We start from the raw sequence: 14,583 nt of genomic DNA on the forward strand, positions 1-14,583 counted from the left end.
TTTCCGAATGTTGCCGGTTCCGTTTCGCAAGCAGATATAAGGACGACGCCTATGATGGATCGCATTTTCACGCTTATCGCGACGCGGATCGCTTCCGCGGCGGGACAGCCGCTGACCTTTGCGCTGGCGCTTGGCACGATCATCGTCTGGGGCGTCACGGGGCCACTGTTCGCCTATTCGGACACATGGCAGCTCATCATAAACACCGGCACGACCATCGTCACTTTCCTGATGGTGTTCCTGATCCAGAACAGCCAGAATCGCGACGCCGCCGCCATGCAGGCGAAGCTGGACGAGATCATCCGCGCGCTCGATACCGCTCGCGAGCAGTTCATCGGCATAGAACATCGATCCGTAGCCGAAGTGGAAGCGATCCGCGCCGCCATAGAAAAGGAAGTGGAAGGGCATCAGGGAAAGGCCGCCACCGCCGACGACAGCGTGGAACATATCCTGCGCCGCTTTTGAATCGTACAGGACTGGACTGGGCTCCCGCCTCCGCAGGAGCCGCAGCACCTTGTTCAGCCCATGCGCGGGGTCGTTCCCTCAGGCGGCGGGAAAAGCTGACCCTCCGCCACATTCGATCCCGTCACCTGAGGCTGCGCCCCGGAACCTGCCGGTGCGCTGCCTTGCGACTGCCCGCCTTGTTGCAGACGATCATCCGCCTTGTTGACAAGCTCGTCCTTCTTTTCCCGCAGCGTGCCGGTCAGATTATCCTTCTGCTCATTTGCCATCGCGCGGGCCTTCTCGCCCAGTTGCCCCAGCTTTTCCTGCTCGGTCCGGCTGAGCGGCAGGGCCGACCCCACAGCCGCGCCGATCGCCGCCGCGATCAGCCCGCCGACCAGAGGATTGCTGTCATACAGGTCCTGCGCTCGCGAATAGGTCTGCGCAGCCTTTTGCGAAGTAGCGTGCATCGCATCGCCCGACCGCTCCGACAAGGCATGCCGTTTCTCCCGGAACTTGTCGGTCAGATCGTCAAGCCGCTGGCGGAAGCTGCCTTCATCCTCGTCATGGCGGCGCTCCACCATCAGATAGTTGGCGCGCGCGGCGTCGCGGCGCCGCTGATAGGCAAGCACATCCTCGCCATCGCGCATCTCGACCGAGGACATATAGTCCACATAATCGCGATGATGCGGATCGTCATGGCCGTTCGCCTGCCCCTTGCCTGACCGGAAGGACGGCATGGACGGTATCCTAGAATCCTTGTCGCTGATCAGCCAGAGCGTACCTGCGGCGATCAGCCCCAGCGCAATCGGATTGCGGCGCGCCCCGTCCAGCAGCATGCGCGCATCGACATTGCTCTCGTCCGCCTTGTCGAGCAGCGCGTTGAACAGGTTGCGGGGAGTCAGTTGATCGCCGATCCTGTCAATCGTGCGGCTCATATCCTCCTGCGTGCGGCGGATGTCCCGCTCGATGGCGTCGGGGTCCCGTTCGAATGTGCCGGTCATAGTTTATGCTCCGATGTGAGATCCCCGCGCAGCGCGGCGGGCGTGCGTTCAAGGCTGTGCTGGCTCCGTTCGGGCGCAAGTTCGCTCGCCCGCAATTTGGCCGCCGCGCCCTTGTAGAGGATGTAGGCGGCCACCAGCGTCACAAGGCCGACGATCAGCGTCGCAAGCCCCAGATGATCGATGGCGTCCGCCAGCAGATAGGCAAGGCCCATGAGCAGCACGCCCAGGCCCGCTATGCCGACCACCGCAGCGCCCGCCATGGCGCCCACGGCCGCCTTCACGCTGGTGGCGGACTCCCGCACTTCCGCCTTGAACAGCGCCAGTTGCTGCTCGGCCAGGTGCGATCCCTGATTGGCGAGGTCGCGCATCAGGGAAACGATATTATCGTCCCTCCCGCTGCCGGTTCCTCCCGGCGAACCAATGGGCGGGGAGGAAGGGCGCATGTCCTGCTCGTTCATGGCGCGCCCCCGATGCCCGCCGTCTGGGGGTCGCCATAGGCGGGGGCCGGGGGCGATCCGCCCGGCTGCGCACCCGGTTGCACGCTCCCGCTGCCCGTCTCAGGCCCGGCCCGCAGCACCCGGCTGGCGGCGAAGCCCGCTGCGGCGCAGGCGGCCAGGAAAGTGCCCGGATTGTTGCGCGCGATGCTGCGGACATCGTCCATTAACTGGCGCGAATCCTTCTGCTCCAGCGTATTGGCCAGTTGCCGGATCTGCTGCGCGCCCTGTTCGAACAGGGAATTGAGCCAGCCGGGCGTCTGACCGCCCGACAATTCCCGTGCGGCACTGTCCAGCGCCGATGAAACCGATCGCGCCTGCTCCACGACAGGGCTCTTGCGCGCATCCACTTCGCTATGGACGCGCTCGGCCGCCGTGGTTGAAAGTTTCTGGGCGTCGTCGCGCAGTTCCTCGCGCAAATCACCCGATGTTTCCGGCTGCATAAGCTGTCCTCCCTGTGTCAACGGTCATCGCTGAACAGCAGGGAGGACGCAGGGTTCCGGCCAATCAGCCGTTAATCGGCGAGCCGTCTAACATAGATGCGCGAATGGAGTCTCTGCGCGCACACTCGAATATTGGGCGCAGGAAAGATGACGCCGCAGTTACCCAGCGCGCAGCGTCCCTTTCTTCTCAGGCCGCGATCCTGTCGAGCTGGCTGATCAGCCGCAGGAATTCCACCTCATCCTCATCATGCGGCGTGCCGTCTTCATGGAAGATGTCGTGGAACCAGCGTTCCCTCAGCCCTTCCAGATTGGGGTTCTCCCACTTGTCCCATGGCAGGTGCGTCTGCGTCTTGCCCTTGACCAGTCCCCAGCAGAAGGTGCCGACATCATGCTCCTTCGCCACCGGCAGGATCGACTGGAAGGTGCTTCCCGCCGGGCGCGCCATATATTCGGTGCACAGCAAAGGCCGCCCCATGGCTTTCAGCCATTTGACGCGCTGGGCGAAATCTTCGGCAATGCCATAATTGTGGAAGGAAATGATGTCCGAATTGCCCGTCTGCGCCCGCTGGATGGGGCTTAGCAGGTCGGGGGCCGACCAGTCGCCAAGCCAGATACCGCTGGTCAGCGGCTGCACCGGGTTCATCTCCCGCGCCCATCCGAACGCGGCAACCAGCAATGGCACCACCAGATCGGCCTTCGCCTTGAGCGCGACGGGATCGCACAGCGCGACCTCCGGGCCATTGTCCGGCTCGTTCCAGATGTCCCACGCAATCACGCGCGGGTCCTGTCCAAAGCGGCTGACGACGCCGCGGACATATTCCTCCAGTCGGCTATGCTCGCCGATATTCTCAAGCGCGCGAATGCCGGGAGACTGCACCCAGCCGCTATTGTGGACGCCTTCGCGCGGCTGCGGCTGCGGCCCAAGCGAAGGTTCGGGATGCCAGCAGGAATCGAACAGCACCAGCATGGTGCGAATGCCATGACCATCCGCGACGGACAGGAAGGCATCGACCCGGCTGAGGAAATCCTCGCTCCCCTCAAGCCACAGAAGATCATGGAGATAGACGCGCACGGAGTTCATTCCGACCGACGCCGCCAGCGCCAGTTCCCGGTCTATCGTGGCAAGGTCGAATGTGCTGCCCTGCCACATTTCCAACTGATTGATTGCATTTGACGGGGTGAAATTGCACCCCACCAGCCAAGGCTGCGCCTTGAACCAAGCATGCGCCGCTTCCGGCGTCCAACGTTCGCCCATAACTATCCCGCTCACGACCCCATTCCCCTTTGTCCCACCCCCGTGGCGGGCCATTAGGGATCAGGAAATTATAGGGCAAGATACTTAACCGGATCTGAGTAATCAGATTTCTTCATCAATTGGCGGCTTGTTTTAAATCGTTACGTCAACGGTTTTATTGTGCCTCTTCTATTACCGGCCTACGCCCTCGCTCGACTGCGCTTGCGAAGGGGTGCGCCCCAGCATTTCTCCCGCGCTTTGTTCTTGTTCGCGCGCGTCGATCCGCCCGCTGTGGGACGGCGGCACGACCGGCACGACTAGGCAGACGCTCTGCGCGGGCAGCACGTCGCGCCAGTCCGCGATCAATTGCTTATAGGCCTTGCCCACCGGCCTGATCTTGCGGTCCAGATCGTAAAGGCCGACAGGGCTGACACGGCCATTCTGTTCGCGCAGCGCCGTGTCCCAATCCATCTGGTCGGTCAGCGAATACCAGGTGAAGCCTACCGTCGGAATGCCGACATTGCGTAGGCGCAAAACATTGGCCCATTCCTTCCACAGCCAGTTCACCGCCTCGTCGCCGCGCGGCCCTTCCGACAGGTTGGTTTCCGTATGCATGACCGGCAGGCCGTAGCGGCCATAATATTGGCGCGTAATCTCGCTATAACCGAAGACTTCCCCGGCGGCCCATGTGCGGCCGTCCTGATGCACGCGATGTTCGTTGGTGCAATAATAGTCATTGCCCAATATGCAATGCTGCTTCAGCCGGTTGCCCAGGAAGAAATGATATTCCTCCCGCGTCATGCCGTTATCCATCAGATATTCGTACATCTCGCTGTCGACCCGGCGGCCATAATTGAGGTCGAGGCTCAGGAACCGGCGCGAATTCATGATTTCGGCAGGGCCGATGGCGGCGGGACTGTCGGCGTGGAAATATTCCGAAGATTCGCTCTGGATGAAAATGGCGTCCGGTCTGCGCTCCAGCACCGCGCGCATCGCCAGCACATTGGCCTTGACGATATGCTTGAGCGCGGTGACGAAAGCCCGGTCGCTGGTCATCTGCTCGTTCCACCAGCCGTAAAGGGCGGAAAATACCGCGCAGATGAACATCTCGTTGATCGGCGTATAAAGCTGAACCCAATGATAGCGTTCGGCAAAGGCGGCCGCATAGCCAGCGAAATGTTCAGGGAAGTCGGGGTTCTGGAAATTGCCGATCCAGTCGGGAACGCCGAAGTGGCAAAGGTCGACGATCGGCGTGATGTCGCGGCGGCGCAGATCGTTCAACGTCAGGTCGGAAAATTCCCAGTCATATTTTCCGGGGCCCAGCAAGGTCCGGTGCAATGGCGGGCCGAAACGCAGATAGCGGATGCCCAGATCTTCGACCAGATCGAAATCTTCGCGCCATCTTTCATAATGACCGCACGCCTCCATCTGGTCGACACGAGTCCGCCCGCCGTTGATGGTGGGGATGCTGTTTTCGATCCCCGTGCAGAACATGAAATTGGCCATAGCGATGCTTCACCCGCAAGCGTGCTGCCCCGGCGCAACGACTTGTAAGCCAACGCGCCGCTTTCCCGCTGGTTGCCCCGTGATGCGATCAGGCGGCCTGCAAGGCGATCTGCGGCGCAAGATGATCGGCGAAATGATCGATGGCGCAGGACAGGGGCGGAAGGTGCGCGCCTCTGTCGCTGGCCAGCGCGGCATTGGCTGGCCGCGCCGCCTTCCAGCCAAAGCCCGCATGCGGAACGCCCTGGATCAGCGCGGGATCATGGCCGCACCGCTGCGCCACGCGCCGGGCGAACTCCGCCCAGGACAGCGCTTCGCCGTTGCTCAGGTGCCAGATGCCGGTTTCGCCGTCGATCAACAGGTCCAGCGCGGTCGATGTCAGGTGCGGGACATAGGTGGGCGTGATCACCAGATCGTCGGCGGCGGCAAAGGGCCTGCCGCTGCGCAGCGTCTGGATCACCGCATGGGCGAAGTTGAACTGGTCGTGCGGCGAGAAGAAGGCGGCGGTGCGGATGATCAGGTGCGCCCCGTCCAGCGCGGCGATGCCTTCCTCCATCCGCGCCTTGCTGATCCCGTAATTGTTGCACGGGCGGATGGCGTCGCCTTCGACATAGGGCGCGCCCTTGTCCCCGCCGAACACCAGGTCGCTGGAGAAGGACAGGGTGGGGATGCGCCGTTCGCCACAGGCCCTAGCGAGCGCGATCGCTCCGGCCGCGTTGGCGGTCAGGCAGGGGCCTTCCTCATCCTCCGCATCATCGACGCGCACCCATCCGGCCGCGTTCGCGACGGCCCAGGGCTGAATGCGGTCCAGCGCCGCCTCTATGCTGCGGCCGTCGGACAGGTCCAGGTCGGCCCGGTGCGTCAGCACATAGGGGATGTTCCGCAGGCGGCAGGCGCCAGCGATCGCCTGACCCAGCGTGCCGGTCGCGCCGCAGATCAGCAGGGGCTTGATGGCGCGAACCTCGCGGCCAAGCCCAATATGCTGCGCCATCGGCGCTGGCCGCGCGACCGGCGGATGCACCATGCGTTCGGGCCGCTGCCACCATCCTGCGCCGGCCGCCGCCAGCGGCCGCTCCGCCATGCCGCGCAGGGACCGGAGCAGGGGGATCATGGCCGTTGGCCGGGGCCGTCCGCTGCTGACGTCCCAGACGCCCGGTTCATAATGGCCGGGCCGGGTGAGCAGCGTGTTCCATCCCACGCTCCCCAGCAGCGACCAGATCGTCACCGCCTCCACGGACATGCCTTCGCCGTTCAGCCGCGTGGCGACGTCCCAGGCCTGGGCGACCCAGCGCAACTGTTCCTCGCGGGTGCAGCCATTATGCACTTCCGTCACGGCGACGGGCAGGCGATAACGCTCCCACGCCTCCCGCACCGCGCCTTCCAGCCCCTGCGGCGGCGGTTCCAGCACGCGCACGGCCTCGACATCGGCGTACAACTGTACCTCGCTGCCGCCATGGACATGATGCGGATAGCGCTGCAAGCGATGGTCGAGGAACCGGTCGCTGGTCAGATAATGATTGATGCCGATCACGTCTGGCGGGCAGGGGTCGTCCGCTATGGCGCTCAGCCTGTCTCCCAGCCCGCAAGCGGCCATGCGATCCCACAGGGGATGATCGCGCGTCACCATGCCGCAAAGCAGGTCCCAGCCCGCCCAGCGCCGTATATTGTCGAACCGCGCCTGCTCGCGCAGCGACGCGGTGGCGTAGGTGCGGCCAAGGTCGTCGGTCTGGATCAGCCGGGCCGCCGGATTGACGCGCCTGATCTCCCGCATCGCCAGCCGCGTCCCGTCGATCTGGTTGAGCAGCGCCAGCCAGAACAGCCTTTCCGACCGCGCATGCGGATACCAATGGGCATAGAGCGCCGAAAAGCGCGCCGTGGTCAGCGGCTCGTTGACCGGCGTCCAGTCGCTGATCCAGGGATAGCGTTCGGCGGTGCGGCGCGCATGCTCCGCCAGCCCGGAAGCAAAATCGTCATCGACCAGGCTGGTATAGCGCGGACCGCTGCCATGATGGACAAGCCCGGCGATCACGCGCAGGTCCAGCTGCCTCAGCCGGGCGAGCCGTTCGTCGGTCCAGCTCCAGTCGCACCGGTCCGGGCTGTCCGGGCTGATCCGCTCCCATAGCAGCGGATAGCGGATAGCTTGAAGCCCGATCGCGGCGAAATGGCCGATATCCTCCACCCGGTGCTGGTGTCCGGTCGCATGGATCTGATCGCCAAAGCGTTCTCCCACCCGGTTGACCGTGCATTCCAGCCCGCCCCAAAGCTCCGGCTGCTTCGACATAGGGTCCTCCGCGTCTGCTGATGCCGCCTGCGGCAGCGCAGCGGACAATTATTTCGCATCCGAACGGATATTCAACCCGGGTCGTTCCCATTTCCGGCAACGAAGCAATCTAGATCAGCCGCTATTTCAGGAACGTTATACCCCCGCGCCGGGTTTAGACGCCGTTCACACAGCAGAAAGGTTTGCTCATGGTCCGGCCCCATTCAACGTCATGGCATGGAACTGGACAAGGTTCGACGCACACCCTGATCTGCTTTAGCCATCTTCGCTGGAATTTCGTTTTCCAGCGCCCCCAGCATCTGATGAGCCGCTTCGCCGCGCAGGGCCGCGTCCTGTTCTGGGAAGAACCGATCCATGTTGAGGGATTGGAAGCCCCCGGCCTGCATGTCGAAAATTGCGCGCAGAGCGGCGTGACGGTGATCACGCCCCGCATCCGCGCCGATGCGCCGCGCGAACAGGAAGGCGAGACACTCAAGCAGCTGCTCGACCTGTATCTCGCCGGGGAAACGGGGCCGGTCGTCCGCTGGTATTATACCCCGATGATGCTGCCCTTTTCCGAGCATGTCATGGCCGACTGCATCGTCTATGACTGCATGGATGAGCTTGCCAATTTCAAGGGCGCGCCGCCCGAACTGCTGCCTCTGGAGCAACGGCTGCTGTCGCAGGCGGACCTCGTCTTCACCGGTGGATACAGTCTGTACGAGGCGAAGAAGGGGAAGCATGCCAATGTCTACCCTTTCCCCTCCAGCGTCGATGCCGCGCATTTCGCCACCGCCCGGCCGGTGAGGCCGCGGCATGAGGACGGCCTGCCGCGCCTGGGCTTCTATGGCGTGGTGGACGAACGGATGGATGTGGAACTGCTCTCCATCCTGGCCGATGCCCGGCCGGACTGGCAGGTGGAAATCATCGGCCCCGTGGTGAAGATCAGCCCGGATGACCTGCCGCAGCGGCCCAATCTGCACTTTCTGGGCGGCAGGGCCTATGAGGAGCTTCCCGCCTGCATCGCTGGATGGGACGTGGCGCTGATGCCCTTCGCCATCAATGACGCGACCCGCTTCATCAGCCCTACCAAGACGCCGGAATATCTGGCTGCGGGCAAGCCGGTCGTCTCGACGCCGATCACTGATGTGGTGCGCCATTATGGCGAGATCGAAGCGGTTCGCATCGCCGAGCGCGGGGACGCGTTCATCGCCGCTTGCGATAAGGCGCTTGCCCTTGCGCGGTCCGGCGGCGGCCATTGGCTGCAACAGGCGGACAAGGTGCTGGCGGGCATGTCATGGGACAAGAGCTTCCAGCAGATGTCCACGCTGATCAAGGAAGCCATTTCCAAGGGAATGCACGCACATCCCATTGTGTCGCCGACCTGCTGGAAAAGCAGTCAGCCGGATCATTATGATGTAATGGTCGTGGGCGCGGGCTTTGCAGGCGCAGTCATGGCGGAACGGCTGGCGGCGGATGGCGGCAAGCGAGTGCTGGTGGTCGATCGTCGTCCACACGTCGCCGGCAATGCCTTCGACGAATATGACGAAGCGGGCGTGCTGATCCACCGCTACGGTCCGCATATCTTCCACACCAATTCGGAAGAGATATTCGATTATCTGTCTCGCTTCACCAAATGGCGGCCCTATGAGCATCGGGTTCTGGCGTCGGTGGATGGCATGCTGGTGCCGATGCCGATCAACCGCACCACGCTGAACCTTCTCTACGGCTTGGACATGAAGACGGAGGAAGAGGTTGCCGCCTTCCTGGCGGCGAAGGCGGAGCCGGTTTCGGTGGTGCGCACATCGGAGGATGTAGTCATCTCCGCCATCGGGCGTGAGCTATATGAGAAATTCTTCCAGGGCTATACCCGCAAACAATGGGGCCTCGACCCTTCGGAGTTGGACAAGGCGGTCACTTCCCGCGTGCCTACCCGAACCAATGTGGACGATCGCTATTTCACCGACACGTTCCAGGCGATGCCACTGGAAGGCTATACCCGCATGTTCGAGCGCATGCTGGACCATCCCAATATCGATGTCCTGCTGGGCGTCGATTATTGCGAGGCGCGGGACGCCTATCCGCATGATCATCTGGTGTTCACCGGACCGATCGACGAATATTTCGGCTTCCGCTTCGGCAAGCTGCCCTACCGCTCACTGCATTTCCAGCATGAGCGGCTGGATATGGAGCGGTTTCAGGATGTCGCGGTGGTGAACTATCCATCGCCCGATGTCCCCTATACGCGAATTACTGAATATAAGCATCTGACTGGCCAGCAAGCGCCGAAAACCAGCATCACCTACGAATATCCCGCGGCTGAGGGCGACCCCTATTATCCCATCCCTCGGGCTGAAAATCAGGCGCTGTTCAAACGCTATGAAGCGCTGGCGATGGTGCAGGCGGACGTGACATTCGTGGGTCGGCTGGCCACATACCGCTATTACAATATGGACCAGGTCGTAGGACAAGCGCTCGCCACCTACCGGCGCATGTCGAAGCGCCGCATGGTGCAGCAGACGCTTGCGGAGAAGACCAGCATAGCGCGCCCATCGACCAGCGCGCCCTGACACAGGCACGAGGATGGAGTGAACGAAAGGACGCCGACCGCGCCGGACCGGGATCAGGAGGGGGATCGTGCCGCCCTCCTGATCATCGACATGGTGAACTGCTTTGATTTCGCCGGGGCCGAGGCCGTTCGGCCGCGCGCTTTGGAGGCGGCGAAGGCGATCGCCCGCTTTCGGAAGCAGATGGAGCAGCGTGGCTGGCCTGTCATCTATGTCAACGACAATTTCGGCGAGTGGCATTCGGAACGGTCGAAGCTGGTCGAACGGGCGCTGGAACATGACAATCCGGTCACCGCCTTTCTGAGGCCGGACGATGACGACTTTTTCATCATCAAGCCGCAATTTTCAGGTTTCTATTCCACTAACCTCCCTGTTTTGCTGCCCAAGCTGGGCGTCACCAAGCTGGTCCTGACCGGGATCGCCACCGATATCTGCGTGCTGTTCACGGCGGCGGACGCGCATATGCGGGATTACAAGCTATGGGTGCCCGCGAATGCGGTCGCGGCAGAGACGGACGAGCGGGGGCGCTGGGCGCTGGAGATCATGGCCAATAGCATGGGCGCTGAAACGGCGAAGACGGATGACCTGTCTCTGGACGACTGGATCGCGCATATAGATCGCGATCGCTAAGATCGTCAGCAGGCTTCGGCGAGCGCGACTGGAGCCTTGGCAGGCCAAGCGTCATCCTCCAGCACTGGCAGGCGTTGGAAGGTGTCGTCATCAATCCGCAGGGTCAGCTTGTCGCATTCAAAGCCAATGTCGTTGCGGGCTACGGCGCGCAACGTTTCCTGTATGCCGCCAATGCCGCCTGAGGCCACGACCACATAGCTGACATTGCCGCTCTCACATTCGACCAGTGCTTCGACCGCCTTGCCCACGGCTTCGCCTGATTGGCCATGTACCGGCATGCCAGCGACGCCGGTGGCGGTGAAGAGGGTGGATGCGGATGAGCGGCGGCTTGCTTCCTGCGCGGCTTTTCCACCATCCTCATAAGCGCGTTGCCGCCCCAGCCAGCGCCAGATGCCGACGGCGTTCACCAGCGTGAGGAACAGGTTGGTCGCGAGCAGATTGGTCTGTCCGGTCGAAAAGCCCACGGTGGACCATGCGATCGAGCCCACCGTGAAGACCACGAACCCCCAGCCAGTGATGCGAGCGCCCAGATTGGCGGCGGTCATCATCGCGGCGATCATTGTCGCAACCGGCGCGACCCACCCTGCTATATCTTCCATCCTGCGCACAACTCATGAGGCTGGCGAAGGCTGCATAAGCAAGGTAGGCGGAGGAAGTCAGCCGAACTGTTTTATGACCGAGGCGGTGGAGCTTTCCGTACCTGCTTCGGCGACCAGCGCATAGGCGGCACGGGCTATTACCTCCGACTGGCTGAGCGCGGCGGGAAGCACGCTGCCCGCCGCCTGGCTGGCGGGTCCCGCATCCATTGTCTGTGCGGCGGCGCTACGCGTGAAGAAACCCGCATTGGTGAGCAGGCCGTCCAGAGATTGGCTAGCCTTGACGGCTTGCCCGATTTCAGTCGGGGCGTGTGGAGTATAGACTAAAGCTGGCTGCGGCGTTGCCGTTATCACAGGTGACGCGTCGTTAGCGGCCAGTGCAGGCGACGGCGCAGGAGATGTGGTTTCCGGCGGTGTCGTAGCCGTACTGCCGCTGGTACTGGTGGAGTCCACTGGCGGTGTGGGATTGCGACTGTTCCAGTTAGCCCAGGCATTGCTGCTGGAATTGATGCTGACCAAGAAAACCTCCATTTCCCCAAGGGATGCTCTACCCCGCCATCCTTTTCCAATCGTGCAACAACGTCGGTAGCGCGCCGTTAAGCACGACTTTCACGAACATCTTCGATGCGCCTTTCCTCGCGGAACGCGACATGCGAGCATTTCGTTGGGAAGACGTTGGATGGGAGAATGACGGATGACAGCGGCGGAGCGCTTCATGGCGATCGAAAATCAGGGATTGGTGCGGCTGGCCTGCGCCACTCCACTCGCAAGCGTCGCCGATGTACCCGCCAACGCCCAGGCGATATTGGGGCAAGCGCGTGCAGCGGCTGCCGCAGGCGCTGACATCATCCTTTTTCCTGAACTGTGCCTCTCATCCTATGCGATCGATGACCTCCACTTGCAGGATGCGCTGCTGGAACGGGTCGAGGCGGAGGCCGGCCGCCTGATTGAGGCGAGCAAGGGCCTGCCCGTCATGCTGGTGGGCGCGCCTGTCCGCAGGGCGGGGCGGCTCTATAATGCCGCTCTCGTGATCGCGGACGGCAGGCTGCTGGGCGTCGTACCAAAAAGCTATCTTCCCAATTATCGCGAATATTATGAAAAGCGCTGGTTCGCGCCGGGCGCCGGATTGACGGGAATGGACATCAGCCTGGCCGGGCATCGGGCGCCTTTCGGGGCGGACCTGATCTTTGCCGCAGACAATCGCGCCGACTTCATATTTCATGTCGAGATTTGCGAGGATTATTGGGGACCCGTGCCGCCCTCCACCCTGGGCGCGCTCGCCGGAGCGCTGATCCTGTGCAATCTTTCGGCATCGAACATCACCGTGGGCAAGGCGCGCGACCGTGACCTGCTGTCGGCGGCGCAGTCCGTCCGCTGCGCGGCCGCCTACGCTTATTCGGCGGCGGGACCGGGCGAAAGCACGACTGACATGGCCTGGGACGGCCAGGCAATGGTGCATGAAATGGGCGTGGTGCTGGCGCAGTCGACCCGTTTCGGCGAGGACCCTGAACTGACCTATGCCGACATAGATGTGCAAAGACTGCGGCTGGAGCGGATGCGCAACGGCACCTTCAACGACACGGCGGCAGCGATGGGGCATCCCGAACAGCGGTTCCGCCGCGTCGGTTTTCCCTACACGCCGCAGGGCGACCGGGAGAAGCTGTACCAGCCCGTCAAGCGTTTTCCCTTCGTTCCGGCGGACCCGCTGTTGCTGGACGCCGACTGTTATGAAGCATTCAATATCCAGGTCGAGGGACTGATCACGCGTTTTCGCGCAACGGCGGGCGAGCATTTCGTTATCGGCGTGTCGGGCGGCCTTGATTCCACCCATGCGCTGATTGTCGCGGCGAAGGCATGCGATCGGTTGGGACTGCCCCGATCGGCGATCCTTGGCTACACCATGCCGGGCTTCGCGACGGGCGAGCATACAAAGTCCAACGCATGGGCGCTCATGAATGCGCTGGGCGTCAAGGGCGAGGAGATAGACATCCGCCCTGCGGCGCGGCAGATGCTGGCCGATATGGATCATCCCTATGCGCGGGGCGAGCCGGTCTATGACGTGACGTTCGAAAATGTTCAGGCGGGGCTGCGCACCGATTATCTGTTCCGTCTCGCCAACCGGCATGGCGGCTTCGTGGTGGGGACGGGCGATCTTTCCGAACTGGCACTCGGCTGGTGTACCTATGGCGTGGGCGACCAGATGAGCCATTATGCCGTGAACAGCGGCGTGCCCAAGACGCTGATCCAATATCTGATCCGCTGGTGTATTGCGACGGATCAGTTCGATCCGCAGACCGACGCCATATTGCAGGCGATATTGGACACGGAAATCTCGCCCGAACTGGTGCCCGCCGATGCATCGGGTGCGATGCAGAGCACGGAAAGCCGCGTCGGTCCCTATGCGCTCAATGATTTTTTTCTTCACCATATCACCCGCGCGGGACTGCCGCCGTCGAAGGTCGCCTTTCTGGCATGGCATGCGTGGCGCGACCCGGATGCAGGCGCATGGCCGCCCGGCTATCCTGACAGCGCGAAGGTAGGATATGACCTGCCGACAATCCGGCGTTGGCTGGATAATTTCCTCTACCGCTTCTTCACGATCAGCCAGTTCAAGCGATCGGCGCTTCCCAACGGCCCCAAGGTATCGTCCGGCGGAGCCCTGTCGCCACGCGGCGACTGGCGCGCGCCATCCGACAGCAAGGCGACGGTCTGGCTGGATGAGCTGGACGAAGCGCTGGGAGACATTGGCAGGAGAGCGGAAGGCTAACCGGCCTGATGAGGCAGTTCTGCGTTGCGGCCGGACGCGCTTTCCCGTCATTTTGCCGTTGACGGCCGGGGAGCGGGAACGGGCGGCTGACGCGACCGTTGGACTGAAAGGACGCAGCACAGGAGGCTCTTATGGACCCCAGGCGCATCAGCCTTGGCCTTGGCGTTTTTTCGATCGCGCTGGGCATTGCGGAGATTGCGGCAACACGCCGCATCGCTCGTGCCCTTGGCAATGATCATCGGACTGGACGCGCCACTTTGCGCGCATTCGGCGCGCGTGAGATGTTGGCTGGAGCAGGGCTGGTGGCAGCGCCTGCGCACTCTACGCTGATGTGGGGCCGGGTTGCGGGCGATGCGCTGGATCTTGCGGCGCTTGGACTGGCTGCGGGCCGTGCGCCACGACGGGGCGCGGTGTGGGGTGCGATCGCATTCGTCACGGGCGTGGCGGTGATCGATGCTCTGGTTGCGCGCTCGCTCGATCGTCAGACCGGCCGAGCCTATCCATGGCGCGGCGACGGCGCATCCTCTGCCAATGGCCATATGGCGCAGCAGCACCCGTCATCCATTGGCCATGCCACGACCATCGAGCCGGACGACATGCCCTTTGTCCGCGCGCCGGAAGTGACCCATCATTGACGGCACCAG

Annotated in this window: 13 protein-coding genes; 5 read left to right on the forward strand and 8 right to left on the reverse strand. The window is 62.9% G+C overall.

The genetic code is table 11. The features are described 5' to 3' along the window. Positions 1 to 54 precede the first annotated feature (54 nt). Positions 55 to 465: a low affinity iron permease family protein gene (locus tag ET21_RS0120370; protein WP_037471578.1), complete on the forward strand. Its 411-nt coding sequence runs from the start codon at positions 55 to 57 to the stop codon at positions 463 to 465. Positions 466 to 518: 53 nt separating this feature from the next. On the opposite strand, the gene ET21_RS0120375 is transcribed toward ET21_RS0120370, so the two are convergent. The 6 genes from ET21_RS0120375 to ET21_RS0120400 form a co-directional block, all read right to left on the reverse strand. Then, positions 519 to 1,445 carry a DUF3618 domain-containing protein gene (locus ET21_RS0120375; protein ID WP_030541111.1) on the reverse strand — a complete coding sequence of 309 codons (927 nt, stop codon included), beginning with the start codon at positions 1,443 to 1,445 and terminating at the stop codon, positions 519 to 521. Continuing rightward, positions 1,442 to 1,903 (reverse strand): phage holin family protein, encoded by a 462-nt coding sequence (locus ET21_RS0120380; RefSeq protein WP_030541112.1) that lies wholly within the window; start codon positions 1,901 to 1,903, stop codon positions 1,442 to 1,444. Before ET21_RS0120380 ends, ET21_RS0120375 begins: the two co-directional genes overlap by 4 nt. Then, the gene (locus ET21_RS0120385) at positions 1,900 to 2,382 is read right to left on the reverse strand and encodes a hypothetical protein (protein ID WP_030541113.1); all 483 of its coding nucleotides are present in this window, start codon (positions 2,380 to 2,382) and stop codon (positions 1,900 to 1,902) included. Before ET21_RS0120385 ends, ET21_RS0120380 begins: the two co-directional genes overlap by 4 nt. A 187-nt stretch (positions 2,383 to 2,569) precedes the next feature. Next, entirely contained in the window at positions 2,570 to 3,652 is a 1,083-nt protein-coding gene (locus tag ET21_RS0120390) for a cellulase family glycosylhydrolase (protein WP_237751615.1), read from the reverse strand. 156 nt (positions 3,653 to 3,808) lie between these two features. Then, positions 3,809 to 5,122 carry a family 1 glycosylhydrolase gene (locus tag ET21_RS0120395; protein WP_030541115.1) on the reverse strand — a complete coding sequence of 438 codons (1,314 nt, stop codon included), beginning with the start codon at positions 5,120 to 5,122 and terminating at the stop codon, positions 3,809 to 3,811. 88 nt (positions 5,123 to 5,210) lie between these two features. Beyond that, positions 5,211 to 7,400, reverse strand: coding sequence for a sugar nucleotide-binding protein (locus tag ET21_RS0120400; protein WP_030541116.1), 2,190 nt, complete (start codon positions 7,398 to 7,400; stop codon positions 5,211 to 5,213). Between the two features lie 302 nt (positions 7,401 to 7,702). Between ET21_RS0120400 and glf the strand changes: the two genes are divergently transcribed. Beyond that, entirely contained in the window at positions 7,703 to 9,949 is a 2,247-nt protein-coding gene (gene glf / locus ET21_RS0120405) for a UDP-galactopyranose mutase (RefSeq protein ID WP_030541117.1), read from the forward strand. An 18-nt stretch (positions 9,950 to 9,967) separates the two neighbouring features. Further along, positions 9,968 to 10,576: a cysteine hydrolase family protein gene (locus tag ET21_RS0120410; RefSeq protein ID WP_021237105.1), complete on the forward strand. Its 609-nt coding sequence runs from the start codon at positions 9,968 to 9,970 to the stop codon at positions 10,574 to 10,576. Positions 10,577 to 10,581: 5 nt separating this feature from the next. On the opposite strand, the gene ET21_RS0120415 is transcribed toward ET21_RS0120410, so the two are convergent. Together ET21_RS0120415 and ET21_RS27875 are read right to left on the reverse strand one after the other, a co-directional pair. Continuing rightward, a complete protein-coding gene (locus tag ET21_RS0120415) occupies positions 10,582 to 11,136 on the reverse strand; it encodes a PRC-barrel domain-containing protein (protein ID WP_021237106.1) in 555 nt (184 codons plus the stop codon). Between the two features lie 96 nt (positions 11,137 to 11,232). Next, complete coding sequence (locus ET21_RS27875; protein WP_150113307.1) at positions 11,233 to 11,691, reverse strand: hypothetical protein; 459 nt, start codon at positions 11,689 to 11,691, stop codon at positions 11,233 to 11,235. 175 nt (positions 11,692 to 11,866) lie between these two features. On the opposite strand from ET21_RS27875, the gene ET21_RS0120430 reads away from it, so the two are divergent. After that, positions 11,867 to 13,939, forward strand: coding sequence for an NAD(+) synthase (locus ET21_RS0120430; protein ID WP_030541118.1), 2,073 nt, complete (start codon positions 11,867 to 11,869; stop codon positions 13,937 to 13,939). Between the two features lie 131 nt (positions 13,940 to 14,070). After that, complete coding sequence (locus tag ET21_RS0120435) at positions 14,071 to 14,574, forward strand: hypothetical protein (RefSeq protein ID WP_021237110.1); 504 nt, start codon at positions 14,071 to 14,073, stop codon at positions 14,572 to 14,574. Positions 14,575 to 14,583: the final 9 nt, after the last annotated feature.

Origin of the sequence: Sphingobium sp. DC-2, assembly GCF_000722555.1 — a bacterium.
Taxonomy (GTDB): domain Bacteria; phylum Pseudomonadota; class Alphaproteobacteria; order Sphingomonadales; family Sphingomonadaceae; genus Sphingobium; species Sphingobium quisquiliarum.

Bases quoted from the DNA above. Each gene is read 5' to 3' on its own strand.
- ET21_RS0120370 (WP_037471578.1), top strand. From the start codon at position 55: ATGGATCGCATTTTCACGCTTATCGCGACGCGGATCGCTTCCGCGGCG.
- ET21_RS0120385 (WP_030541113.1), bottom strand. From the start codon at position 2,382: ATGCAGCCGGAAACATCGGGTGATTTGCGCGAGGAACTGCGCGACGAC.
- ET21_RS0120380 (WP_030541112.1), bottom strand. From the start codon at position 1,903: ATGAACGAGCAGGACATGCGCCCTTCCTCCCCGCCCATTGGTTCGCCG.
- ET21_RS0120415 (WP_021237106.1), bottom strand. From the start codon at position 11,136: ATGATCGCCGCGATGATGACCGCCGCCAATCTGGGCGCTCGCATCACT.
- ET21_RS0120395 (WP_030541115.1), bottom strand. From the start codon at position 5,122: ATGGCCAATTTCATGTTCTGCACGGGGATCGAAAACAGCATCCCCACC.
- ET21_RS0120400 (WP_030541116.1), bottom strand. From the start codon at position 7,400: ATGTCGAAGCAGCCGGAGCTTTGGGGCGGGCTGGAATGCACGGTCAAC.
- glf (WP_030541117.1), top strand. From the start codon at position 7,703: ATGAGCCGCTTCGCCGCGCAGGGCCGCGTCCTGTTCTGGGAAGAACCG.
- ET21_RS0120430 (WP_030541118.1), top strand. From the start codon at position 11,867: ATGACAGCGGCGGAGCGCTTCATGGCGATCGAAAATCAGGGATTGGTG.
- ET21_RS0120435 (WP_021237110.1), top strand. From the start codon at position 14,071: ATGGACCCCAGGCGCATCAGCCTTGGCCTTGGCGTTTTTTCGATCGCG.
- ET21_RS0120375 (WP_030541111.1), bottom strand. From the start codon at position 1,445: ATGACCGGCACATTCGAACGGGACCCCGACGCCATCGAGCGGGACATC.